Below are 22,956 nucleotides of genomic sequence, written 5' to 3'. Positions count from 1 at the left end.
ACGACTGTGAAGCGATCAAGGCCGGGGGAGGTTCATCGACAAAGCGACGCAAACCAAGAGAGCACCCCGCGACGGATCCAAGGCCCGATGCGTTCCATGCTGTGAGTTATCTCACTTGAGAGGGGGCGTTCAGCCACTTCGACAGGGGCGGCGGCGGCAAGAAAAAAGAACGGCCGCAGCCCCCGCACAGTGGGCTGCGGCCGTTCCGGTTCGACCTGTTCGTCGCAGGTCGGTTCAGGTGACCTGCCGGCAGGTCAGAGCGCGAGGCCCGTCAGGACGAGGACGCGCTCGTAGGTGTAGTCCTCCATCGCGGAGCGGACGCCCTCGCGGCCGACGCCGGACTGCTTGGCGCCGCCGTAGGGCATCTGGTCGGCGCGGTAGGACGGGACGTCGCCGATGACCACGCCGCCGACCTCAAGGGCGCGGTGGGCGCGGAAGGCGGCCTGGAGGTCGTGGGTGAACACGCCCGCCTGGAGGCCGTACTTGGAGTCGTTGACCGCGGCGAAGGCCTCGGCCTCGCCGTGCACCTTCTGCACGCTGAGGACCGGTCCGAAGACCTCCTCGCGGGCGAGGGTGACGTCCGAGGGCAGGTCGGTGAGGACGGTCGGCGCGTACGAGGCGCCGTCGCGGTCGCCGCCGGTGAGCAGCGCGGCGCCGGCCTCCACGGCCTCCTTGACCCAGGACTCCACGCGCTTGGCGGCGTCCTCGCTGACCAGCGGGCCGACGTCGGTCTTGGGGTCGTTCGGGTCGCCGGTGACCTGGGCCTCGACGGCGGCGACGATGCGCGGCAGCAGCCGGTCGTACACCGGGGCGTCGACGATCACGCGCTGCACGGAGATGCAGGACTGGCCGCCCTGGTAGTTGGAGAAGGTCGCGATGCGGTTCGCGGCCCAGTCCAGGTCGGCGTCCGAGGAGAAGTCGCCGAGGACGACGGCGGCGCCGTTGCCGCCCAGTTCCAGGGTGCAGTGCTTGCGCGGCACCGAGTCCATGATCGCGTAGCCGACCTTCTCGGAACCCGTGAAGGAGATGACCGGCAGCCGCTCGTCCTGGACCAGGGCGGGCATCTTGTCGTTGGCGACCGGCAGGATCGACCAGGAGCCGGCGGGCAGCTCGGTCTCCGCGAGCAGCTCGCCGATGACCAGGCCGGACAGCGGGGTGGCCGGGGCCGGCTTGAGGATGATCGGGGCGCCGGCCGCGATCGCCGGGGCGATCTTGTGGGCGCACAGGTTCAGCGGGAAGTTGAACGGCGCGATGCCGAGCACGACGCCCTTCGGGAAGCGCCGGACCAGCGCGAGCCGGCCCTCGCCGCCGCCGTCGGTGTCGAGGCGCTGGGCCTCGCCGCCGTTGAACCGGCGGGCCTCCTCGGCGGCCCAGCGGAACACCGAGGCGGCACGGCCGACCTCGCCGCGGGCCCACTTGATGGGCTTGCCGTTCTCCGCGGAGATCAGCTGACCGATCTCCTCGGTGCGCTCGATGAGGCGCTTGGCCACGTGGTCGAGGGCGGCGGCCCGTACGTGCGCGGGGGTGGCCGCGAACTCGTCGCGGGCGGCGTACGCGGCGGCCACGGCCTCCTCGACCTGGGCGTCGGTCGGCACGCTGACGGTGCCGACGAGCCGGCCGTCCCACGACGAGGTGACGTCGAAGGTGGTCTCACCGGTGACCTGGCGGCCGGCGAGCCAGAAGGCGTGGGTGGAAGTCATGTGCGATTCCCGGCCTTTCCGCGTTTGGGGGCGTCCTTGGCTTTCGTGCTCCACGGTAGGACGGCCGGGGCCGGGGGTCGCTTGTCCGTGCCGTAGCAGTAGGAGCGACGGGCACTACTGATTGGACTACTACCAGCGCTACTGCTCGCTGGAAGTCGCCTTCAGCGCGAGCCACAGCTCCATGCGTACGTCGGGGTCGTCCAGCGAGCGCCCGAGGATCTCCTCGACCCGGCGCATCCGGTAGCGCAGCGTGTGCCGGTGCACGCCCAGGTCGGCGGCGGCCGCGTCCCATTGGCCGTGCCGGGAGAGCCAGGCGCGCAGCGAGGCGACCAGGTCGCCGCGGCCGGTGGCGTCATGCTCGTACAGCGGTCGCAGCAGTCCGTCGGCGAACGCCTTCACCGCGTCGTCGGCGAGCAGCGGCAGGACGGATCCGGCGGCCAGCTGCTCGTGCTCGACCAGGACCCGTCCCCGGCGCCGGGCGACCGACAGGGACTGTTCGGCCTGCTTGTAGGCGGCCGCGGCGGCGATCGGACCGGCCGGGGCGGACAGTCCCACGACGATCTCGTCCTCCTCGGCGCCCGTGCGCTCGGGGCTGGTGCGGGCGGCCTCCAGGTCGGCGGCCCAGGCGACGCAGGCGGCGACCGCAGCGCCGCCGTCCGCGGCCAGTACGACGAGTCGCTCGCCCTCCGGTACGACCAGTACCGCCTCGCCGGAGCGGGCGGCGGCGGACTCCAGGGCCTCCGCGAGGGTGCCGAGCCGGTCGCCGCCGGTCGCGGTGGCCCGTGCGGCGGGGACCGAGTCGGCGACGATCATCCGGAACGGGGCGTCCAGCAGTCCGCCGTACAGGTCGCCTGCGACGGCGCGGGCGTGGTCGGGTTCCCCGGCGAGCAGCATGCGCAGCACGGCGGTGCCGATGCGCTGCTCGGCGGCGTGCAGGGAGCGGGAGCGCTCGGTGGTGAGGGTGAGCAGGGCGATGGCGGAATGTACGGCGTACCGCTCGGCGGTGCCGGGGGCGGCGGCGGTGCCGACGGCGAGGGCGGCGCGGGGGCGGCGGCCGGTGCCGAGGGAGTGCAGCTCGACGCGGTCCTCGTGCTCGGGTCCGCCGACCACGGAGGAGGCGGGGGCGGGCCGCTCCCTGAGCCGTTCCACCTCGCCGGTGAGGCGGGCGGCGCGGCGGCCGGCCCAGTCGGGGGCGGCGGCGACGACGGTGCCGGAGGCGTCGTAGAGCGCGGCCCAGCCGTCGACCTGGGCGGCGAGGGCGGTGAGCAGGCCCTCGGGGCCGGAGTTCAGGGCCTGCTTGGTCAGCTCGCGCTGGGCGGCGAAGCCGGCGGTGACGGCGCGGTACTGGTCGGCGGCGATGGCGGCGGAGACGGCCTTGCTGATGGCGAGGAAGGGGGTGCGGCGGGGGACTTCGAGCAGCGGCAGGGGTTCGTCGGCGCAGGCGTCGACGAGGGCCTTAGGGATCTCCTCGTAATTGACCCCGACGGCGAACCCGAGGCCGACGACACCCGCGCCGGCCAGTCTCCGTACGTACCGGCGCATGGCCTCCGGGTCCTCCGCGTCCAGCTTGAGCGCGGTGATCAGGAGCAGCTCGCCGCCCTCCATGTAGGGCACGGGGTCGGCCAGCTCGCTGACGTGGGCCCAGCGCACGGGCACGTCAAGGCGGTCGGCGCCGGCCCGGACGGTCAGCTTCAGCGCCGAGTGGTGGACGAGCGAGGCGAGCGTCGGGGGCATGGTGCCTTCACGGTGACGGAGATCTGTCTTGGCCGACACGTACCAACGGCCTTCCCCGATTCTGCCTCACCGTACGGTCCCCCGCTGGCCGCTTCACGCCCTGAGATCCACCAGCAACGGCGGCGCGTGCTCCCCTCGCACACTGGTCAACGACAACACCGCGTGCCCGGCCGGAACCGCGTGCGCCAACTCGGAGGCGGACCAGCGTTCGCGTTCTACTTGGCGGACGGTGACGGCCTCTGTGGTCACCGCCTTGCCGGTCACCAGCTTGCGCAGGGCATGGATCGCCCGGGTCATCGGCTGGTCGGCGAACACGGTGTGCCGGGCCACGTCCCGGGTTTCCACCCACTGCGTGCCCCATGCCTCCGCGAACCTGCCGCCGTCCCATGTGGTGACCCCGGAGAAGGCCATCCGGCAGCCGACCGCCGCGTACAGCGGCCCGTGCAATGTCTCGGGGACGTCCCCGACGGTGCGCAGGGCGAGCACCACGCCCGCGTTGCGGGAGCGCAGGCGCTGCATGCGCCGGACGGATTCGGCCGTCACCGCGCCCGTGGCGTCGTCCAGGACGAGGCAGACGAAGTGGTTCCGTTCACCGGCCGTCGCCACGGCGCCGAACTGGGCGAGCACCAGCCGGGTGATGATCCGGGACGCCTCCTCGTGTCCACGGTCCGGCAGGTCGATCCGGACCCGCAGCGGGTGGTGGACGACCGCGCGCAGCGAGAACGGCCGGGCGCCCCCTGCGCCCGCGCCGAAGAACTCCGCGAACGCCGGGCGAACCAGCAGTGCGAGCCGGTCGGCCAGGATCGGGCCCGGGTCGCCCGCGCTGCCCGCCTGCCGGACGCGCGCATCGAGTTCGCGGCGCATCACCGTGTGCTCGTCCGCCGCGAGCGCCACCCGCAGCGCGTCAAGGGCCGAGGGATCGCCCTCCAGCAGTTCCCGCAGCTCGGGCAGGGCCGGGAAGCGTCCGTGCACTGCCCTGAAGGGGCCGAGGAGCTGGGCGAGCGCGGTGGCGGCGCGCTGTCCGCTCACCGTGTCCAGGTCGCCGGCCAGCCCCTCCGCCAGGAAGGCGGCCGCCTCGTCCGGATCGTCGGAGTCCGCGTACGGATCAAGGTCGTGCACCGATGCGGGATCGCCGAGTCGTACGACGACATCGAAGCCGGAGTCGGGGCCGAGCGGGGTGCCCGCGGCGCACACGGCGACGACGGCACACTGCCCGGCGAGCGCCTGCAGACCGAGGGACTCGACGACCGGCCGGACCAGATGACGGGTCTTGCCGGAGCCGGAGGGCCCGACGGCCAGCAGGGAGGTGCCCAAGGTGTCCGGCGCGAGGGCCGCACCCGCGCCGCCGTAGGACAGTGGGGTGCGCTCGCCGGCCACCCACTGCCCGAGGCGCACCTGCCCGGCGAGCAGGTCGTGCCGGGCGGTCCGGCCCGGCAGGTCGCGAGCGCCGGAGGGGTGGGTCCAGGCGGCGCCGGCCTCGCGCAGCACCGTGTCGGTGAACGACGACAGCCGTGCCTGTGCCCGCGCCATGGTCCACATATGGCCGACCCTGGCGCAGTCCACGTCGTTCATCCGGCCGGTGTGCACCTCGGTGGTGAGCAGGTCCGCGGCCTGATGCTGGCCGGCTTCGCGCAGCTCGGGCCACTGCGACGGCCGCCGCTCGGCAGCGGTCTGCGCAGGCCCATCGGCCTTCGCTCGCTCGCGCGCGGCGAGCTTCTGCCGCGCGAAGGGCCACCAGCCGCCGATCCGGGCGAACGGCCACAGCACCAGCAGGGTGATCAGCGCGTACAGGGTGTCGGTGAGCAGCACCGACGCGAACACGTCGTAGCTGCCTGTGATCAGCACGATGAGGGAGAACAGCGGGTCCTGAACGGGCAGGGCGTCCCAGCCGACACCGAAGGCCTTGGGGAAGACGAAGGACAGCGCGATCAGGGCACCCAGGGCCGCGATGAGGGCGCGAGCGGGCTGGGGCCGGCGGGTGACGACATGCCGGACGATGTCGCGCCAGCTGCCCAGGCGCGCCATGGCGTAGACGAGGATCGCGAAGAACACGCCGTCGGCGACCGTCATCGCCTCGGCGCCCTGGTAGCCCTTCGGTGATGTGGTCCCCGCCCACCACCAGCCGTCCGGGGTGAGCAGCTTCAGGACCGCCCACTGATAGGGGATGCTGCCGTGCCGCCACAGCGACCACACCAGGAGCCCCACCGCCAGGGGCACGAAGAAGCCGACGATGGTGACGGGGGCCAGGCGCTGTTCCTGGCGCGTGGCCTTGGGCCGCCGGTAGCCGTGGCGCCAGATGCCCGGCTCGGCGGCCGGGCGCGGCTCGTCGAGCCAGTCGGCGACCGGGGAACGCGGATGCGGAGGCGGCGAGGCGGAGAAGGCGGGTGCCTGCACGTTGGGCGGTGTTGTCGGCCTCGGTGGTACGCCCGCCGGCTCTGGTGGGCGGGTCGGATGGGGTACCGGGCCCGGCTGGGTTTTGCGCGTGTTGTGGGTTTCGTCGTTGTGCATCCGCCCCGCCCCCTGACCAGCCGATCCGTCCACCGTCAGCGAGCAATCTAGTGCCTGCGGCGGGGAGTTCGGGGGTTGCGGGGCCGCAGGGGGCGCCGAGGGGGCCGGACGGCCGTACGCTCGCTATGTCCACCGCGGACAACCGCGGCGGCGCACAACGCCCACATGGAGCATGCCCACCCCCCCGCACCCGCCTTAGCCTGCGAGAAAAGAAGGCAAGCGTCCGTATTACCCCCAGGAGCCCCGCATGACCGCACTTCCGCAGGAGCGCCGCGTCGTCACCGCCATCCCCGGCCCGAAGTCGCAGGAGCTGCAGGCCCGCCGCACCGCCGTGGTCGCCCAGGGCGTGGGCTCCACGCTGCCGGTCTTCGTCACGCGCGCCGGCGGCGGTGTCATCGAGGACGTGGACGGCAACAGCCTGATCGACTTCGGCTCCGGTATCGCCGTGACCAGCGTCGGCGCCTCCGCCGAGGCCGTCGTACGCCGTGCCTCCGCCCAGCTCGCGGACTTCACCCACACCTGTTTCATGGTCACCCCGTACGAGGGCTACGTGGCCGTCGCCGAGGCGCTGGCCGAGCTGACGCCGGGTGACCACGCCAAGAAGTCCGCGCTGTTCAACTCGGGCGCCGAGGCCGTCGAGAACGCGGTGAAGATCGCGCGTGCGTACACCAAGCGGCAGGCCGTCGTCGTGTTCGACCACGGGTACCACGGGCGCACCAACCTGACCATGGCGCTGACGGCGAAGAACATGCCGTACAAGCACGGCTTCGGCCCGTTCGCGCCCGAGGTCTACCGCGTCCCGGTCGCCTACGGCTACCGCTGGCCGACCGGTGCGGAGAACGCCGGTCCGGAGGCCGCCAAGCAGGCCATCGACCAGATCAGCAAGCAGGTCGGCGCGGACAACGTGGCCGCGATCATCATCGAGCCGGTGCTCGGCGAGGGCGGCTTCATCGAGCCGGCCAAGGGCTTCCTGCCCGCGATCCGCCAGTTCGCCGCCGACAACGGGATCGTCTTCGTCGCCGATGAGATCCAGAGCGGGTTCTGCCGGACCGGGCAGTGGTTCGCTTGCGAGGACGAAGGCATCGTCCCGGATCTCATCACCACGGCCAAGGGCATCGCCGGTGGTCTGCCGCTCGCCGCGGTGACCGGCCGCGCCGAGATCATGGACGCGGCGCACGCCGGTGGCCTGGGTGGCACCTACGGCGGCAACCCGGTCGCCTGCGCCGGTGCGCTCGGTGCCATCGAGACCATGAAGGAGCTCGACCTCAACGGCAAGGCCAAGCGCATCGAGGAGGTCATGAAGGGCCGGCTCGCCGCCATGGCGGAGAAGTTCGATGTCATCGGCGAGGTCCGCGGCCGCGGCGCCATGATCGCCATCGAGCTGGTCAAGGACCGCGCCACCAAGGAGCCGAACCCGGAGGCCACCGCCGCGCTGGCCAAGGCCTGCCACGCCGCGGGTGTGCTGGTCCTGACCTGCGGCACCTACGGCAACGTGGTGCGCTTCCTGCCCCCGCTGGTCATCGGCGAGGACCTGCTGAACGAGGGTCTGGACGTCGTCGAGCAGGCGCTCGCCGGTATCTGAGATCCGGGTCCCGGACCGGTCCCGGCCCGTATCCGGGATTCCGGTTTTCCGGCTGCGGCAGGCCGTGTGAAGAAGGTGTGCGGGGTGCATGTCGGGACGGGAATCCGCCTGCCCAAGCGCCTCGGCCTGCCGTAGGTTCTACCCAGATGAGAGATACACCCCGTCCACGGGGGACCGTGGGCGACCTCAGGCCGAGGCCTCCCCAGCTTCGACCTGGCCGTGCCTTCGCGCACACAACCGGCGCCTGACGCCGGGATCTCCTCACCGATCGGACGGTCGCCGCCCCAAACCCCCCGGGGCGTGCGACGTTCCGGTCCGGACGGCCGCCCCGTGACCACCCCCCCTGTTCCGGGGCGGCCGGCCTCCTTCTCCGCCTGCCCCAGAAGGCGCCCCGGTACGCCCCCTCGCGCGCCCGCCTGCCAAGCTGGCCCCCGTGTCGCACCCCGTCCGCCGCGCCCTGCTCCTCGGCATCCCGGCCCCCGCCGTCCTCTTCCTGCTGATCACCTGGCAGGTCCTCGGCCACGGCCCGCTGCTGCGCGCGGACGCCCGGCTCAGCCGGGATCTGGTCCACCCGGACGGGTTCGCGCAGTTCCTCTCCGACCTCGGCGATGTCCAGGTCGCCGTCCCGGTCCTGCTCGTCGCCGCCGGGTACACCCTGTGGCGCGGGCGCGACGCCGGGCACGCCCGCTGGTGGCTGCCGCCCCTCGCGGCCGCCGTCCTGATGGCGCTGCTCCCGGCGCTCGTGGTGCCGCTGAAGGACTGGATCGCCCGGCCGGGGACCCCCGTGGTGCCCCCGGCCACCGGCTACTTCCCCTCCGGGCACACGGCGACGGCCGCCGTGGCCTACGGCTCCGCGGCCCTGCTCCTGCTGCCGTGGCTCCGCTCCCGCGCCGCCCGGGTGACCGCGCTCGTGCTCTGCGCGGTCCTGGTCCTGGGCGTCTCCTACGGCCTGGTCCGGCACGGTTATCACTGGCCGCTGGACGTGCTGGGCAGCTGGTGCCTGAGCGCGGTCCTGCTGACCGCGCTCGGCACACTGCCGGGGTTCAGCCGAAGTAGCCGTCGAACGTCTTCTGGAACTCCCAGTTCGAGTAGCGGTCCCAGTTGATCGACCAGGTCATCAGGCCGCGCAGGTCCGGCCAGGTGCCATGGGTGGTGTACGAGCCGCAGTCGGTCTTCTTCGTCAGGCAGTCCAGGGTCTTGGTGACCTCGGAGGGGGCGACGTAGCCGTTGCCCGCGTTGGTGGAGGCGGGCATGCCGATCGCGACCTGGTCGGGGCGCAGCGGCGGGAAGACGTTGTCCGGGTCGCCGGCCACCGGGAAGCCGGTGAGGAGCATGTCGGTCATGGCGATGTGGAAGTCGGCGCCGCCCATGGAGTGGTACTGGTTGTCGAGGCCCATGATCGGGCCGGAGTTGTAGTCCTGGACGTGCAGCAGGGTGAGGTCGTCGCGCAGGGCGTAGATCACCGGGAGGTAGGCGCCGCAGCGCGGGTCCTGGCCGCCCCACTTGCCGGTGCCGTAGTACTGGTAGCCGTTCTGCACGAAGAAGGTCTCCGGGGCCATCGTCAGCACGAACTTCGCGCCGTACTTGGCCTTCAAGGTCTTCAGCGCCGAGATGAGGTTGACGATCACGGGCGTGGTGGGGTTCTTGAAGTCCGTGTCATTGGTGTCCAGGGACAGCGAGTGGCCCTCGAAGTCGATGTCGAGGCCGTCGAGGCCGTAGGTGTCGATGATCTTCTCGACGGAGGAGACGAAGGCGTCGCGGGCCGCCGTGGTGGTCAGCTGGACCTGGCCGTTCTGGCCGCCGATGGAGATCAGCACCTTCTTGCCGGCCGCCTGCTTGGCCTTGATCGCCGCCTTGAAGTCGGCGTCGCTCTCGGCGTTCGGGCAGTCCGTGACCGGGCAGCGGGTGAACTCCACGTCCCCGGAGGTCGGTGAGGTGGGCTCGGCGAAGGCCAGGTCGATGACGTCCCAGCTGTCGGGGACGTCCGCGAGCCGGGTGTATCCCGAGCCGTTGGCGAAGCTGGAGTGCAGATAGCCGACGAGGGCGTGGGGCGGGAGACCGGCGGAGCCGCCGCCCGGGTCGCCGCCCGTTCCGCCGGTGCTCGTGGTCACCACCACCGCCGCCGACCTCGCGGACTCCCCCGCGTCGTTGACCGCCGTGACCTGGAAGCTGTACGCCGTCGAGGCGGTGAGCCCCGTGACGGTGGCCGACGTCCCGCTCGCCGACTGGACCTTGACGCCGTCGCGGTAGACCGCGTACCCCGTGGCGCCGCTCACCGCCGACCAGGACAGGGCGACGGACGAGGAGGTGACGGAGGAGGCGGTCAACCCGGCCGGTACGGCGGGCGGTTGGGTGGTGCCGCCGCCCCCGCCGGGGCCGGTGAGCGAGAGGTCGTCGGCGCCGTAGGCACCCGTGCCGTACCAACCGTGGGTGTACACCGTGACCTTGGTGGTCGAGGGCCCGGTGGTGAAGGTGGTGCTCAGCTTCTGCCAGTCCGGCGCCGACTGGGTCCAGGTGGAGACATCGGTGGTGCCGGTGCCGCTCGCGCCCAGGTAGACGTACGAGCCCCGGACGTAACCGGCCAGCGTGTACTGGGAGTTGGGCTGGACGCTCACCGTCTGCGCGCACTGGGCGTCGTCGCTGCCGGCCGGGGTGGCCTGGAGCGCGGAACTGCCGCTGTGCACGGGTGAGTTGACCGTCGTGCCGGAGGAGGCGGAGCAGGTCCAGCCGGAGAGGCCGGACTCGAAGCCGCCGTTCGTGAGCACGTCCGCGTCGGCCGCGTGGGCGGCCGACGAGAGCGCGGTGAGGCCGGGCACGGCGAGGACCGTGGCCGCGAGGAGGGCGAGCAGGGGTCTGGAGCGGTCCACAAAGACCTCCGGGCAGGGGGGAGTTGGAGGGTGGAACGGCACTCAATTTGGTCCAGACCAATCCTGGTGTCAAGACATGCGCGCGCTACCCGTCCTCCTCCGCCCCCAGCACCAGCCGCGCCGCCGCCTCGTGCATCGCCAGTTCCAGCAGCGCCGCGTCGGTCAGCGTGCCGGAGCCGTCCGGCGGCACCAGCCAGCGCACCCCCCGGCTCGCCCGGCCCGGATGCGGTACGACGATCCAGGTGCCGTTCCCGGCGGTGCGCACCCCGGTGCCCAGCCAGCGCTCCGCGGTACCCGGCGCCACGAAGAACCCGATCCGGTTGTCGCCGAAGTCGGCGAGCACCGGGCCGGTCCTGCCGAGCAGCCGGGTCAGCACGTCCAGCGTCGGGTGGCCCAGATGGGCCGGCAGGATCAGCACGTCCCAGGCCCGGCCCGCGGGCAGCAGTGCCACCCCGTGCGGATTGCGCTCCCATTCCCGGCGGCACCCCCGGGGGTCCGGTGCCACGGCTGCCAGCCACTCCACCGCCGTCTTCGTCCCACCCATGAGCAGGCCTCCCGCTCTCCTCGGTGCGCGACGCGCTCGCGTCGCCTCGGGGGGAGAGAGGGAGGCCGTACCGGAGCATTACGCGGGTTCCGGGACCCTTGGGGAGTGACCTGGGTCACGCGAACTAACTGTCGAAGCCCAGGCCCAGCTTGTCCATCGTGCGCAGCCACAGGTTCCGGCGGCCGCCGTGCGCGTCCGCGCGGGCCAGCGACCACTTGGTAAGGGCGATACCGGTCCAGGCGAACGGCTCGGGCGGGAACGGCAGCGGCCGCTTGCGCACCATCTCCAGCTCGGTGCGCTCGGTGCGCTCGCCGTCCAGCAGGTCGAGCATCACGTCCGCGCCGAAGCGGGTCGCGCCGACGCCGAGGCCGGTGAAGCCCGCCGCGTACGCCACCTTGTCCTGGTGGGCGGTGCCGAAGAACGCCGAGAAGCGGGAGCAGGTGTCGATCGCGCCGCCCCAGGCGTGGGTGAAGCGGGTGCCCTCCAGCTGCGGGAAGCAGGTGAAGAAGTGCCCGGCGAGCTTGGCGTAGGTCTCGGGGCGGTCGTCGTACTCCGCCCGGACCCGGCCGCCGTAGTGGTGGACGGCGTCGTAACCGCCCCACAGGATCCGGTTGTCGGCGGACAGCCGGAAGTAGTGGAACTGGTTGGCGCTGTCGCCGAGCCCCTGCCTGCCCCGCCAGCCGATCTCCGCGAGCTGCTCCTCGCTCAGCGGCTCGGTCATCAGCGCGTAGTCGTAGACCGGGACGGTGTACGAGCGCACGCGGCGCAGCAGGCTCGGGAAGATGTTGGTGCCGAGCGCGACCTTGCGGGCGCGGACGGCGCCGTACGGGGTGCGGACGGCCATCCCGGCGCCGTACTGCTTGAGGTCGAGCGCGGGCGTGTGCTCGTACACCCGCACCCCGAGCCGCACGCACGCCTGCTTCAGGCCCCAGGCGAGCTTCGCCGGGTGCAGCATGGCGACGCCCCGGCGGTCCCACAGGCCCGCCTTGAAGGTCGGCGAGTTCACCTCGGCGCGCAGGGCGGCCTCGTCCAGGAAGTCGACGCCGTCCGCGAGGCCCTGCTCCTGGAGCTCCTTGTGCCAGTCGCGCAGCTCCGCGGCCTGGTAGGGCTCGGTGGCCACGTCGATCTCGCCGGTGCGCTCGAACTCGCAGTCGATGCCGTGCCGGGCGACGGCCGCCTCGATCTCGTCGAGGTTGCGCCGCCCCAGCTCCTCCAGCTTGTGGATCTCCCCGGGCCAGCGGGTCAGCCCGTTGGACAGGCCGTGGGTGAGGGAGGCGGCGCAGAAGCCGCCGTTGCGGCCGGAGGCGGCCCAGCCCACCTCGCGGCCTTCCAGCAGGACCACGTCCCGCCCCGGATCGCGCTCCTTGGCGATGAGCGCGGTCCACAGTCCGCTGTAGCCGCCGCCGACGACCAGCAGGTCGCAGGTCTCGGAGCCGGTGAGGGCGGGCTCGGGCGCCGGCTTGCCGGGGTCTTCCAGCCAGTACGGGACCGGCTGGGCTTCGGAGAGAGCGGAGATCCAGTTGTCTTGGCCACGACTCATGGCGCTTGGGGCCATGATTTCAACTCCCTACAGAGCTTTTCGCGCTTTTCGGCTTACGCCTTTTGACTGTTACGGCGATTGTTGATCAGCATCGACACGAGCACCAGCAGCACCGCGAGAAGGAACATCGCCGTGCCGATCACATTGATCTGAACGGGCGTTCCGCGCTGTGCCGAGCCCCAGACGAACATGGGGAAGGTGACGGTCGATCCGGCGTTGAAATTGGTGATGATGAAATCGTCGAAGGAGAGCGCGAAGGACAGCAGCGCGCCCGCGGCGATTCCGGGTGCCGCGATCGGCAGGGTGACCCGCAGGAAGGTCTGCACGGGCCCGGCGTACAGGTCCCGGGCGGCCTCTTCCAGGCGCGGGTCCATCGACATCACACGGGCCTTGACGGCGGTGACGACGAAGCTCAGACAGAACATGATGTGGGCGATCAGGATCGTCCAGAAGCCCAGCTGGGCGCCCATGTTGAGGAACAGGGTGAGCAGCGAGGCGGCCATGACGACCTCGGGCATCGCCATCGGCAGGAAGATCAGCGAGTTGATGGCGCCGCGGGCGCGGAAGCGGTAGCGGACCAGCGCGAAGGAGATCATCGTGCCGAGAATGGTGGCGCCCAGCGTCGCCCAGACGGCGATCTGGAGGCTGAGGGACAGCGAGTTGCACATGTCGGCGACGCCGCACGGCTGTTTCCAGGCGTCCAGGGAGAACTGCTGCCACTGGTAGTTGAAGCGCCCCTTCGGTTTGTTGAAGGAGAACACCGTGACGATGACATTGGGCAGCAGCAGATACGCGAGGGTGAAGAGTCCCGCGATGACGACGAGATGGCGCTTGAGCCAATTGACGACGGGCATTTAGACCAGGTCCTCCGTCCCGGACCGGCGGATGTAGATCGTCACCATGGCCAGGATCGCGGCCATGAGGATGAAGGAGAGGGCCGCCGCCGTCGGATAGTCCAGGATGCGCAGGAACTGCGTCTGGATCACATTGCCGATCATGCGGGTGTCGGTGGAGCCGAGGAGTTCGGAGTTGACGTAGTCACCGGCCGCCGGGATGAAGGTCAGCAGCGTGCCGGAGACCACGCCCGGCATCGACAGCGGGAAGGTCACCTTGCGGAAGGTGGTCGACGGCTTGGCGTACAGATCGCCGGCCGCCTCGTGCAGCCGTCCGTCGATCCGCTCCAGCGAGGTGTACAGCGGCAGGATCATGAACGGCAGGAAGTTGTACGTCAGTCCGCACACCACCGCGAGCGGGGTGGCCAGCACCCGGTCGCCTGCCGTCCAGCCGAGGAAGTCGGTGAGGGACAGGATGTGCAGCGAGTTGAGCGCGTGCACGACGACGCCGTTGTCGGCGAGGATCGTCTTCCAGGCCAGGGTGCGGATCAGGAAGCTGGTGAAGAACGGCGCGATCACCAGGATCATGATCAGATTGCGCCAGCGGCCCGCGCGGAAGGCGATCAGGTAGGCCAGCGGATAGCCGAGCAGCAGGCACAGCACGGTGGCGCCGGCGGCGTAGAAGATGGACCGCAGGAACTGGGGCCAGTACTCGGAGAGGGCGTTCCAGTAGGTCGCGAAGTGCCAGGTGACCTTGTAGCCCTCCTCCAGGGAGCCCGTCTGCACGGACGTGGAGGCCTGGTAGACCAGCGGCAGCGCGAAGAACACGACCAGCCACAGGATGCCGGGCAGCAGCAGCCAGTACGGGGTGAACCGGCCGCGCTTGCGCGGGGGCTTCGCCGTCGGTTCGGCGGGGGCGAGCGGCGGGGGCGCCTCGGTGAGTGTCGACATCAGGCGGCGACCTCTTCCCCGGTGCCCGCGTCGATGGCCTGGGCCGCGTCGAGGCCGAAGGTGTGCGCGGGGCTCCAGTGCAGGACGACGTCCGCGCCGGGGACCAGCCGGGCGTCCCGCTCGACGTTCTGGACGTAGACCGACAGCTCGGGGCAGGCCGGGCTGTCGATGACGTACTGCGTGGAGACGCCGATGAAACTGGCGTCGGCGATCTTGCCGGTGAGGCGGTTGCGGCCCTCGGGGATGGCGCCCGCGTCGTCGGCGTGGGCGAGCGCGATCTTCTCGGGGCGGATGCCGACCAGCACCTTGCCGCCGGCCGGGGCGGGGGCGCTACATCGCGCGGCGGGCAGCACCAGCTTGTCGCCTGCGGCCTTGAGCACGATGTCCTCGCCGCTCCTGGTGTCGACCTCGGCCTCGATCAGGTTGGAGGTGCCGAGGAAGTTGGCGACGAAGGTGGTCCGCGGGTTCTCGTACAGGTCGGTGGGGGCGCCGAGCTGTTCGACGCGGCCGCCGTTCATCACCGCGACCGTGTCGGCCATGGTCATGGCCTCCTCCTGGTCGTGGGTGACATGGATGAAGGTGATGCCGACCTCGGTCTGGATGCGCTTGAGCTCCAGCTGCATCTGGCGGCGCAGCTTGAGGTCGAGGGCGCCGAGCGGCTCGTCGAGGAGCAGCACCTTGGGGTGGTTGATCAGCGCGCGGGCCACCGCGACGCGCTGCTGCTGGCCGCCGGAGAGCTGATGCGGCTTCTTGCGCGCCTGCTCGCCGAGCTGGACCAGGTCCAGCATGTCCTCGACCTGCTTCTTGACGCTCTTGATGCCGCGCCGGCGCAGACCGAAGGCGACGTTCTCGAAGATGTCGAGGTGCGGGAAGAGGGCGTAGGACTGGAAGACCGTGTTCACGGGCCTCTTGTACGGCGGCAGATGGGTGACGTCCTGGTCGCCGAGGTGCACGGTGCCGCTGGTCGGCTCCTCCAGGCCCGCGATCATGCGCAGGGTGGTGGTCTTGCCGCAGCCGGAGGCGCCGAGCAGGGCGAAGAAGGAGCCCTGGGGCACGGTGAGGTCCAGCGGGTGTACGGCGGTGAAGGCGCCGTAGGTCTTGCCGATACCGGAGAGGCGGACGTCGCCGCTGTTGTCTGTCGTCATCGTGGTCGTCACGCCCCTGTGAGCTTGGAGAACTTCTGCTGGTAGGCGGTCTCTTCCTTCTGCGTCAGGGCGCGGAAGGGGTGGGACTTCGCCTGCATGGCCTTGTCGGGCACGATCAGCGGGTTGCTCGCGGCCGACTTGTCGATTTTGGCGAGGTAGGGAACGACGCCCTCGACCGGGCTCACGTAGTTGACGTAGGCGGCGAGTTCGGCGGCCGGCTCGGGCTCGAAGTAGTAGTCGATGAGCCGCTCGGCGTTGGTCTTGTGGCGCGCCTTGTTGGGGACCAACAGATTGTCGGTCGACGTCATGTAGCCGCTGTCCGGGATGAGGTAGCCGACGTCCGGGTTGTCGGCCTGGAGCTGGACGATGTCGCCGCCCCAGGCGACACAGGCGGCGATGTCGCCCTTGGCCAGGTCGGAGGTGTAGTCGTTGCCGGTGAAGCGGCGGATCTGGCCCTTGTCGACGGCCTTCTGGAGGCGGGCGATGGCCGCGTCGTAGTCGTCGGCGGTGACCTTCGCCGGGTCCTTGCCGAGGTCCAGCAGGGTCATGCCGACGGTGTCGCGCATCTCGGTCAGGAAGCTGACGCGGCCTTTGAGCTTGGGGTTGTCCAGGAGGTCGGAGACCGACTTCACCTCGATGCCGTCCAGCGCCTTCTTGTTGAAGGCGATGACGGTGGAGATGCCCTGCCAGGGGTAGGAGTAGGCGCGGCCCGGGTCCCAGTCGGGGTCGCGGAACTGGTCCGAGAGGTTGGCGAAGGCGTGCGGCAGATTGGCCGCGTCCAGCTTCTGGACGTAGCCGAGCCGGATCATGCGGGCGGCCAGCCAGTCGGTGAGGACGATCAGGTCGCGGCCGGTGTCCTGGCCCGCGGCGAGCTCCGGCTGGATCTTGCCGAAGAACTCGTCGTTGTCGTTGATGTCCTCGGTGTACTTGACCTGGATGCCGGTCCGCTTGGCGAACGCGTCGAGGGTGGGGTGGTGCTTGCCCGAGTCGTCGACGTCGATGTACTCGGGCCAGTTGGAGAAGTTGACGACCTTCTCGGTGGCCGAGTGGTCGTCGGCGGACACACCGCCCTGGTTCTTGGACGCGGCGGGGATGCCGCAGGCGCTCAGCGTGCCGAGTCCGCCGATCGCGAGCGCGCCACCGGCGGAGGCGCGCAGCAGCGAACGGCGGGTCAGCGCGGCCCTGCCGCTACGGAAACTCCGGCGTACGGCGGCCTTTTCGACCGGTGTCAGGCGGTCGGCCTCGTAACTCTCCATGCGCGTGGTGGCCTTTCGGGAGGGGAGGGGGTGCCCGGTGGAGGGGACGGGCGTCGTACCCGGCGGAGCGGACCGCGGGCGGGGGTCCCGCGGCCGGGGGTCGCTCTACCGGTCCCCGAAGATCGTGCGGTGCCAGTCCTTGCGGACCACCGCGGTGTTGTCGAACATTACGTGCTTGACCTGCGTGTACTCCTCGAAGGAATACGTCGACATGTCCTTGCCGAAGCCCGAGGCCTTGTAGCCTCCGTGCGGCATCTCGCTGATGATCGGGATGTGATCGTTGATCCACACGCAGCCCGCCTTGATGTCGCGGGTGGCGCGGTTGGCCCGGTAGACGCTGCCGCTCCAGGCGGAGGCGGCGAGGCCGTACGGGGTGTCGTTGGCGAGCCGGATGCCCTCGTCGTCGGTGTCGAAGGGCAGGACGACCAGTACGGGTCCGAAGATCTCGGACTGGACGATCTCGCTGTCCTGGGCGGCGCCGGCGATGAGGGTGGGCCGGTAGTAGGCGCCCTTGGCCAGGTCGCCGCCGGGGGCCTCGCCGCCGGTGACCACGCGGGCATAGGCGCGGGCGCGCTCCACGAAGCCGGCGACGCGGTCGCGCTGGGCATGCGAGATGAGCGGCCCGAGGTCGGTGCCGGGGGCGAACGGGTCGCCCAGCCGCACGGTCTCCATCAGGGCGGCGGTGCGCTCCACGAACGCGTCGTACAGCGGCCGCTGGACATAGGCGCGGGTGGCGGCGGTGCAGTCCTGGCCGGTGTTGATGAGCGCGCCGGCCACGGCCCCGTTGACGGCGGCGTCCAGGTCGGCGTCGTCGAACACGACGAACGGGGCCTTGCCGCCCAGCTCCAGGTGGAGCCGCTTGACGGTGGCGGTGGCGACCTCGGCGACGCGCTTGCCGACGCCGGTGGAGCCGGTGAAGGAGGTCATGGCGACATCGGGGTGCCCGACCAGGTGCTCACCGGCGTCCCTGCCGGTGCCGGTGACGATGTTGATCACGCCGTCCGGGAGGCCGGCGGCGGTGCCGGCCTGGGCGAAGAGCAGCGAGGTCAGGGGGGTCAGCTCGGCGGGCTTGAGCACGATGGTGTTGCCCGCGGCGATCGCCGGGAGCACCTTCCAGGCGGCCATCTGGAGCGGGTAGTTCCAGGGCGCGATGGATCCGACGACACCGATCGGCTCGCGCCGGACGTACGAGGTGTGGTCGCCGGAGTACTCACCGGCGGACTGCCCCTGGAGGTGCCGGGCGGCGCCCGCGAAGAAGGCGGTGTTGTCGATGGTGCCGGGGACGTCGAACTCACGGCTGAGCTTGAGCGGCTTGCCGCACTGCAGCGACTCGGCGCGGGCGAAGTCCTCGGCGCGCTCGGCGAGCACGGCGGCGAAGCGGTGCAGGGCGTCCGAGCGCTCGCCCGGGGTGGCCGAGGACCAGCCGGGGAATGCCTCGCGCGCGGCGGCGACGGCCGCGTCGACGTCGTCGGTGCCGGCCAGGTCGTAGGTGTACACCTCGTCGCCGGTGGCCGGGTCGACCACGGCGTGGCGGCGCCCCGAGGTGCCCTTGGTCAGACGGCCGGCGATGAACTGAGCGCCTTCCGCGAAACGGTCCTCTGCGGGAAATCGTTCCTGGCTGGCGGTGCCCGGGTTGTGCATGTCGCTCTCCTCCGCCGATCACCCCCGTCCCGGGGGTGGGTGGCGTAGCTCCAGCTCGATTTGAGTGCCGATCCTGACAGAGCTATAAGCCTCCAACAAGTGATTCCGTTGTTGCCTTTTGGTTACGCGACGGAATCTGTCGACCAGGTGTCGAGTCGGGCGAGGAAAAGCCGGACGGAGTGTCAGTGGTACGTGCCAGACTCGCGTGCATGGGGAGGATCACTGGGCTGGAGGCCCTGGTCAGCGAGGTCCGGGCGGGGTCCCGGATCAAATACCTGCACTTCTGGGGCCACCGCCCCCGGCCGGACGGCGGCATCGGCGCGAGCTGTCTGAGCCAGTGGTGGCCGTCACCCTTCGTGGTCGACGGCAGGCGGTACGCGACGGCGGAGCACTGGATGATGGCCGCGAAGGCCCGGCTGTTCGGGGACGCGGAGGCGGAGCGCCATGTCCTCGCCGCGGCACATCCCGCCCAGGCCAAGAAGGCGGGCCGTCTGGTCCGCGGCTTCGACGAGGCGATATGGGAGCGGGAGCGGTTCCGGATCGTGGTCGAGGGCAGCGCCCACAAGTTCGCCGCCGACCCCGCGCTGCGCGCGTTCCTGCTGAACACGGGCGACCGGGTGCTGGTCGAGGCGAGCCCGGTGGACCGGGTGTGGGGCATCGGCCTGACGGCGGACGACGAGGCGGCCCAGGACCCGGAGCGCTGGCGAGGGCTGAACCTGCTGGGCTTCGCACTGATGAAGGCACGGACGGAGCTGGCCGCGGGCTAGGTCGGGGGCCGGGTGCGGCCTTTGTGCGGCGGGGGCTGAGGACGGCAGGGGGCTGGGTGCGACCGGAGACCGGGTGCGGCAGGAGGCTGGATCCGGCAGGGGGCTGAGGACGGCCGGAGGCCGGGTCCGGCCGGGGCTGAGGACGGCAGGAGGCCGGGTGCGACCGGAGACCGGGTGCGGCAGGGGGCTGGATCCAGCAGGGGGCTGAGGACGGCCGGAGGCCGGGTCCGGCCGGGGTTGAGGACGGCAGGAGGCCGGGTGCGGCAGGAGGCCGGGTGCGGCCGGAGACCGGGTGCGGCAGGAGCCCGGGTGCGGCCGGAGCCCGGGTGCGGCCGGAGCCCGGAGGCCGGATATGACGATGCCCGCCGGACCGGGGTCGTGCGGTCCGGCGGGCGGGGATCGAGGCGGTCAGCCCTGCGCCGCCACCGTCACCGGCGCCGAGACGGAGTGCAGGGAGCCGTAGTACGGATCGGAGCTGGAGTGGTCCTCGTTGATCGCGGCGGTGATGCCGATCGCGAGGAGCACGATCACGGCCACGCCGACGATGATCCCGATGACGCCCATGATCAGACCGGCCTGGGCCTGGCCGTGGTTGGTCGCCTCGCCGCGCTCGGCCCGGCGCCGTCCCTTGACGCCGAAGACCACCGCGAGGATGCCCAGGATCACGGAGGCGATGCCGTACAGACAGAACAGGCAGATCGAGAGGATGCCGAGCACCATCGCCGCGGTGCCCATGCCGTTCTGCGGGGTCATCGGCATACCGGTCCAGCCGTAGCCGCCGCCGGCCGGGTAGCCGGGGTAGCCGTAGCCGCCCGCGGGCGGCGCGGACACCGGGGGCACGCCGGGCCCGGTGGGCGCGATCGGCGGGGGCGGCACCGGCTCACCCGTGCCGGGGGCGCCGAAGGCGGGCGGGGTGGGCGCGCCGAAGCCCGCGGCGGGCTGGGCCGGCGGGACGGGCGGCGCGAAGTTGGGCTGGGCGTACCCGCCGGTGGGCAGGTCGGTCACGGTGGCCTGCTCGTGCACGGACGGCGGCTGCGCCGGGGGCTGTCCCGCACCGGGCGCGGCGGGCTGGTCCTTGTTCAGCGACAGCCCCGGCTCGGGCGGTGCCCACGGGTCGTGGCCGCCGCCGGCCGCCCCACTCGACTGCGTTCCGTCTGACACGCGTACTTCCCCCTCGGTCGTTCGTCCCCGCCATGCTACGGCCTTCCCGACCCGCCCCGACCGGCCGGTCCCGCCGTCCCGGCAGCGAGGCGGAGCACGGCCGTACCGCTCGTCCGGCCTCTCCCCCGCGCCCTTCGGAGGCCCTCTCCCCGTCCGGCGCCCACCGCCCCTCCCCGTCCGGCACCCACCGCCCTTCTCCGTCCGGCACCCACCGCCCTTCTCCGTCCGGCACCCGCAGCGCCCGACCCGCGCCCACCCCGGCCGCACGGTTCCTCCACCCCGCGCCACCCGTTCCCACCCAGGATCCGCGCGGCCCCCCGTCCGGTCCGTTGCGGCCCTCCCCTCGGCCGTGCCCCGTCCCCGCCCACCTACGATGTCCTCTGACGATCAGCCGATCACCCGCGCCGCGCCCGCAAGGGCCCGTCGGCGCCCTGCCAGGGGAGGCCCCCTTGTCCGCCAGTTCCGTACCCGCCACCGGCTCGGCCGACCGCGACCTGCGCGCGTTCATCGCCGGACTGCCCAAGGCCGAACTGCATGTCCACCACGTGGGCTCCGCCTCCCCCCGCATCGTCTCGGAGCTGGCCGCGCGGCACCGCGACTCCAAGGTGCCCAGCGACCCCGAGGCCCTCGCCGAGTACTTCACCTTCACCGACTTCGCGCACTTCATCGAGGTGTATCTGTCGGTGGTGGACCTGATCCGCACCCCGGAGGACGTCCGGCTGCTCACCTATGAGGTGGCCCGCGACCTGGCCCGCCAGCAGGTGCGCTACGCCGAGCTGACCCTCACCCCGTTCTCCTCCACCCGGCGCGGCATGGACGAGCGCGCGTTCATGGAGGCGATCGAGGACGCCCGCAAGAGCGCGGAGGCCGAGTTCGGCACCGTGCTGCGCTGGTGCTTCGACATCCCCGGGGAGGCCGGACTGCGGTCGGCGGAGGAGACCGTGCGGCTCGCCACCGACGACCGGATCCGTCCCGAGGGCCTGGTGTCGTTCGGGCTCGGCGGGCCCGAGATCGGCGTGCCCCGCCCGCAGTTCAAGCCGTTCTTCGACCAGGCCATCGCGGCCGGACTGCGCTCGGTGCCGCACTCCGGCGAGACCACGGGTCCGCAGTCGGTGTGGGACGCACTGAACGAGCTGGGCGCCGAGCGCATCGGGCACGGCACCAGCTCCGCGCAGGACCCGGCGCTGCTGGCGCACCTCGCCGAGCGGCGCATCCCGCTGGAGGTCTGCCCGACCTCCAACATCGCCACCCGCGCGGTGCGCACCCTGGACGAGCACCCGATCCGGCAGTTCCAGCAGGCCGGGGTGCTGATCACGATCAACTCCGACGACCCGCCGATGTTCGGCACCGACCTCAACAACGAGTACGCGGTGGCCGCCCGCCTCCTCGACCTGGACGAGCGCGGCATCGCGGACCTCGCCAAGAACGCGGTGGAGGCGTCCTTCCTGGACGCGGCGGGCAAGGCGCGGCTCGCGGCGGAGATCGACACGTACACCGCCGACCGGCTCGCGGGCTGAGACACACCACGATCCGCACCACAATGGAGGCCATGCAGACCGTGACCGCCGTGGCCCACCGCGGCGACCCCTACCGCTTCCGTGAGAACACCCTCGACTCGCTGCGCTCCGGTCTCGACCGGGGCGCGGACGCGGTCGAGTTCGATGTCCGGCTCACCCGCGACGGTGTGCCCGTGCTGCTGCACGACGACACGCTCGAACGGCTGTGGGAGGTGGCACGGCCGCTGAGCGCGCTGTCCGCCGAGGAGGTACGCGGGCTCACCGACGGCGGGGTACCGACGCTGGCCGAGGCGCTCGCCGCGACCGGTGACAGCCGGGTGATGGTGGATCTGTGCGGGCGGGTGACGCGGCGGACGATGGAGCGGATCCTGGACGTGATCCGGCAGAGCGGGGCCGGGGACCGGGTGTACTACAGCGCGGGCGCCGAGACGATGCTCACCGTGCGCGCCGCCGACCCGGCCGCGGAGATCGCGCTGACCTGGACGACCCTGGCCCCGCCGCGCCCCGCCCTGCTGGCCGCGATCAACCCCCGCTGGCTCAACTACCGCTTCTCCCTGGTCGATCACGACCTGATCACCCAGCTGCACCGCACCGGCCGGCTCGTCTCCGTGTGGACCCCGGACACCCGGCGCTCCCTGCGCCGTCTGATGGCCCTGGGCGTCGACTCGATCACCACGAACCGCATCGACGTCCTGCACGATCTGCGCTCCCGCTAGGCCAGCGCCTCAAGGCGCTTGATCTTCGTGCGGAGGACGTACAGCGGGAGGATCCCGAAGACGCCGAAGGACATGTCGATCAGGCTCCACCAGAACGGGATGCCGCGGATCGGGCCGCAGACGAGGGCGAGGGGGACGATGCCGGCGCAGGCGATCATGCCGAACTCGATCACCCAGATGTTGCGCACCGGGTCGCGGTAGGGGCCGTAGAAGGCGACGGCGATGACGAGATGGGCGAACGCCAGCCAGTCCGTGCCGTAGAGGACGAACGGGTACTTCGCGTCGACGGCGTCGAGCCCGTCCCGCACCCGTGCGATCCAGCCCATCAGTCCGGGCAGCAGATCCGGCACCCCCAGCGCCCGCAACACGCTCTCCGTCCAGCGCAGTTCATGCACCAGCGGAAACGCCGTGGCCCCGCTCAGCACCAGGCACACCACGAAGAAGACCAGCCAGCGGCGAATGCCCTTCAGCAGGGCGGCTCTGTCGCTCATGGG

17 protein-coding genes and 1 pseudogene are annotated in these 22,956 nt (G+C 71.6%); 5 read left to right on the top strand and 13 right to left on the bottom strand.

Annotated elements, in window-relative coordinates; translation table 11 throughout:
• Positions 1 to 254: 254 nt before the first annotated feature.
• From AB0N90_RS06935 to AB0N90_RS06925, 3 genes are all read right to left on the bottom strand, one after another.
• Positions 255 to 1,700 carry an aldehyde dehydrogenase family protein gene (locus tag AB0N90_RS06935; RefSeq protein ID WP_085566805.1) on the bottom strand — a complete coding sequence of 482 codons (1,446 nt, stop codon included), beginning with the start codon at positions 1,698 to 1,700 and terminating at the stop codon, positions 255 to 257.
• 138 nt (positions 1,701 to 1,838) lie between these two features.
• Positions 1,839 to 3,434 carry a PucR family transcriptional regulator gene (locus tag AB0N90_RS06930; RefSeq protein ID WP_365193479.1) on the bottom strand — a complete coding sequence of 532 codons (1,596 nt, stop codon included), beginning with the start codon at positions 3,432 to 3,434 and terminating at the stop codon, positions 1,839 to 1,841.
• 93 nt (positions 3,435 to 3,527) lie between these two features.
• Entirely contained in the window at positions 3,528 to 5,942 is a 2,415-nt protein-coding gene (locus AB0N90_RS06925; RefSeq protein WP_365193478.1) for an ATP/GTP-binding protein, read from the bottom strand.
• 247 nt (positions 5,943 to 6,189) lie between these two features.
• Between AB0N90_RS06925 and gabT the strand changes: the two genes are divergently transcribed.
• Both gabT and AB0N90_RS06915 read left to right on the top strand, forming a co-directional pair.
• On the top strand, positions 6,190 to 7,524 hold the full coding sequence (gene gabT, locus AB0N90_RS06920) for a 4-aminobutyrate--2-oxoglutarate transaminase (protein ID WP_365193476.1): 1,335 nt from the start codon (positions 6,190 to 6,192) through the stop codon (positions 7,522 to 7,524).
• A 433-nt stretch (positions 7,525 to 7,957) separates the two neighbouring features.
• Positions 7,958 to 8,629 (top strand): phosphatase PAP2 family protein, encoded by a 672-nt coding sequence (locus AB0N90_RS06915; protein WP_365193474.1) that lies wholly within the window; start codon positions 7,958 to 7,960, stop codon positions 8,627 to 8,629.
• On the opposite strand, the gene AB0N90_RS06910 is transcribed toward AB0N90_RS06915, so the two are convergent.
• The 8 genes from AB0N90_RS06910 to AB0N90_RS06875 all read right to left on the bottom strand — a co-directional run bounded on the left by AB0N90_RS06910 (position 8,568) and on the right by AB0N90_RS06875 (position 18,301).
• A complete protein-coding gene (locus AB0N90_RS06910) occupies positions 8,568 to 10,391 on the bottom strand; it encodes a glycoside hydrolase family 18 protein (RefSeq protein ID WP_365193472.1) in 1,824 nt (607 codons plus the stop codon). The two genes, AB0N90_RS06915 and AB0N90_RS06910, sit on opposite strands and share 62 nt — an antisense overlap.
• An 85-nt stretch (positions 10,392 to 10,476) precedes the next feature.
• Positions 10,477 to 10,935, bottom strand: coding sequence for a hypothetical protein (locus AB0N90_RS06905; RefSeq protein WP_365193469.1), 459 nt, complete (start codon positions 10,933 to 10,935; stop codon positions 10,477 to 10,479).
• 124 nt (positions 10,936 to 11,059) lie between these two features.
• The gene (locus AB0N90_RS06900) at positions 11,060 to 12,490 is read right to left on the bottom strand and encodes an FAD-dependent oxidoreductase (RefSeq protein ID WP_365193468.1); all 1,431 of its coding nucleotides are present in this window, start codon (positions 12,488 to 12,490) and stop codon (positions 11,060 to 11,062) included.
• Positions 12,491 to 12,528: 38 nt separating this feature from the next.
• Positions 12,529 to 13,329 (bottom strand): ABC transporter permease, encoded by an 801-nt coding sequence (locus tag AB0N90_RS06895; protein WP_365193466.1) that lies wholly within the window; start codon positions 13,327 to 13,329, stop codon positions 12,529 to 12,531.
• Positions 13,330 to 14,259 carry an ABC transporter permease gene (locus tag AB0N90_RS06890; RefSeq protein ID WP_361676969.1) on the bottom strand — a complete coding sequence of 310 codons (930 nt, stop codon included), beginning with the start codon at positions 14,257 to 14,259 and terminating at the stop codon, positions 13,330 to 13,332.
• The gene (locus AB0N90_RS06885; protein WP_365193464.1) at positions 14,259 to 15,404 is read right to left on the bottom strand and encodes an ABC transporter ATP-binding protein; all 1,146 of its coding nucleotides are present in this window, start codon (positions 15,402 to 15,404) and stop codon (positions 14,259 to 14,261) included. Before AB0N90_RS06885 ends, AB0N90_RS06890 begins: the two co-directional genes overlap by 1 nt.
• Before the next feature lie 8 nt (positions 15,405 to 15,412).
• On the bottom strand, positions 15,413 to 16,660 hold the full coding sequence (locus tag AB0N90_RS06880) for a spermidine/putrescine ABC transporter substrate-binding protein (protein WP_365193461.1): 1,248 nt from the start codon (positions 16,658 to 16,660) through the stop codon (positions 15,413 to 15,415).
• A 105-nt stretch (positions 16,661 to 16,765) separates the two neighbouring features.
• Positions 16,766 to 18,301 carry a gamma-aminobutyraldehyde dehydrogenase gene (locus AB0N90_RS06875; RefSeq protein ID WP_365193459.1) on the bottom strand — a complete coding sequence of 512 codons (1,536 nt, stop codon included), beginning with the start codon at positions 18,299 to 18,301 and terminating at the stop codon, positions 16,766 to 16,768.
• Between the two features lie 209 nt (positions 18,302 to 18,510).
• Here AB0N90_RS06875 and AB0N90_RS06870 point away from each other — a divergent pair, with 209 nt between their 5' ends.
• On the top strand, positions 18,511 to 19,068 hold the full coding sequence (locus AB0N90_RS06870; protein WP_365193457.1) for an NADAR family protein: 558 nt from the start codon (positions 18,511 to 18,513) through the stop codon (positions 19,066 to 19,068).
• A gap of 408 nt (positions 19,069 to 19,476) precedes the next feature.
• Here the strand turns inward: AB0N90_RS06870 and AB0N90_RS06865 are convergent, their stop codons facing one another.
• On the bottom strand, positions 19,477 to 20,229 hold the full coding sequence (locus AB0N90_RS06865; protein WP_365193455.1) for a DUF4190 domain-containing protein: 753 nt from the start codon (positions 20,227 to 20,229) through the stop codon (positions 19,477 to 19,479).
• Positions 20,230 to 20,602: 373 nt separating this feature from the next.
• Here AB0N90_RS06865 and AB0N90_RS06860 point away from each other — a divergent pair.
• A pseudogene (locus AB0N90_RS06860) lies at positions 20,603 to 21,746 on the top strand (adenosine deaminase).
• Between the two features lie 32 nt (positions 21,747 to 21,778).
• Positions 21,779 to 22,462, top strand: coding sequence for a glycerophosphodiester phosphodiesterase (locus AB0N90_RS06855; RefSeq protein WP_365193454.1), 684 nt, complete (start codon positions 21,779 to 21,781; stop codon positions 22,460 to 22,462).
• Here the strand turns inward: AB0N90_RS06855 and AB0N90_RS06850 are convergent.
• On the bottom strand, positions 22,459 to 22,953 hold the full coding sequence (locus AB0N90_RS06850; RefSeq protein WP_365193453.1) for a hypothetical protein: 495 nt from the start codon (positions 22,951 to 22,953) through the stop codon (positions 22,459 to 22,461). The two genes, AB0N90_RS06855 and AB0N90_RS06850, sit on opposite strands and share 4 nt — an antisense overlap.
• Positions 22,954 to 22,956: the final 3 nt, after the last annotated feature.

It is taken from the genome of Streptomyces sp. NPDC093018 (assembly GCF_040684035.1).
GTDB lineage: Bacteria > Actinomycetota > Actinomycetes > Streptomycetales > Streptomycetaceae > Streptomyces > Streptomyces murinus.
This window is presented reverse-complemented; position numbering and strand designations above follow the sequence as displayed.

Coding starts and splice junctions, on each gene's coding strand:
- AB0N90_RS06935 (WP_085566805.1), bottom strand. CDS start 1,700: ATGACTTCCACCCACGCCTTCTGGCTCGCCGGCCGCCAGGTCACCGGT.
- AB0N90_RS06930 (WP_365193479.1), bottom strand. CDS start 3,434: ATGCCCCCGACGCTCGCCTCGCTCGTCCACCACTCGGCGCTGAAGCTG.
- AB0N90_RS06925 (WP_365193478.1), bottom strand. CDS start 5,942: ATGCACAACGACGAAACCCACAACACGCGCAAAACCCAGCCGGGCCCG.
- gabT (WP_365193476.1), top strand. CDS start 6,190: ATGACCGCACTTCCGCAGGAGCGCCGCGTCGTCACCGCCATCCCCGGC.
- AB0N90_RS06905 (WP_365193469.1), bottom strand. CDS start 10,935: ATGGGTGGGACGAAGACGGCGGTGGAGTGGCTGGCAGCCGTGGCACCG.
- AB0N90_RS06900 (WP_365193468.1), bottom strand. CDS start 12,490: ATGGCCCCAAGCGCCATGAGTCGTGGCCAAGACAACTGGATCTCCGCT.
- AB0N90_RS06895 (WP_365193466.1), bottom strand. CDS start 13,329: ATGCCCGTCGTCAATTGGCTCAAGCGCCATCTCGTCGTCATCGCGGGA.
- AB0N90_RS06890 (WP_361676969.1), bottom strand. CDS start 14,259: ATGTCGACACTCACCGAGGCGCCCCCGCCGCTCGCCCCCGCCGAACCG.
- AB0N90_RS06885 (WP_365193464.1), bottom strand. CDS start 15,404: ATGACGACAGACAACAGCGGCGACGTCCGCCTCTCCGGTATCGGCAAG.
- AB0N90_RS06880 (WP_365193461.1), bottom strand. CDS start 16,660: ATGGAGAGTTACGAGGCCGACCGCCTGACACCGGTCGAAAAGGCCGCC.
- AB0N90_RS06875 (WP_365193459.1), bottom strand. CDS start 18,301: ATGCACAACCCGGGCACCGCCAGCCAGGAACGATTTCCCGCAGAGGAC.
- AB0N90_RS06870 (WP_365193457.1), top strand. CDS start 18,511: ATGGGGAGGATCACTGGGCTGGAGGCCCTGGTCAGCGAGGTCCGGGCG.
- AB0N90_RS06855 (WP_365193454.1), top strand. CDS start 21,779: ATGCAGACCGTGACCGCCGTGGCCCACCGCGGCGACCCCTACCGCTTC.
- AB0N90_RS06850 (WP_365193453.1), bottom strand. CDS start 22,953: ATGAGCGACAGAGCCGCCCTGCTGAAGGGCATTCGCCGCTGGCTGGTC.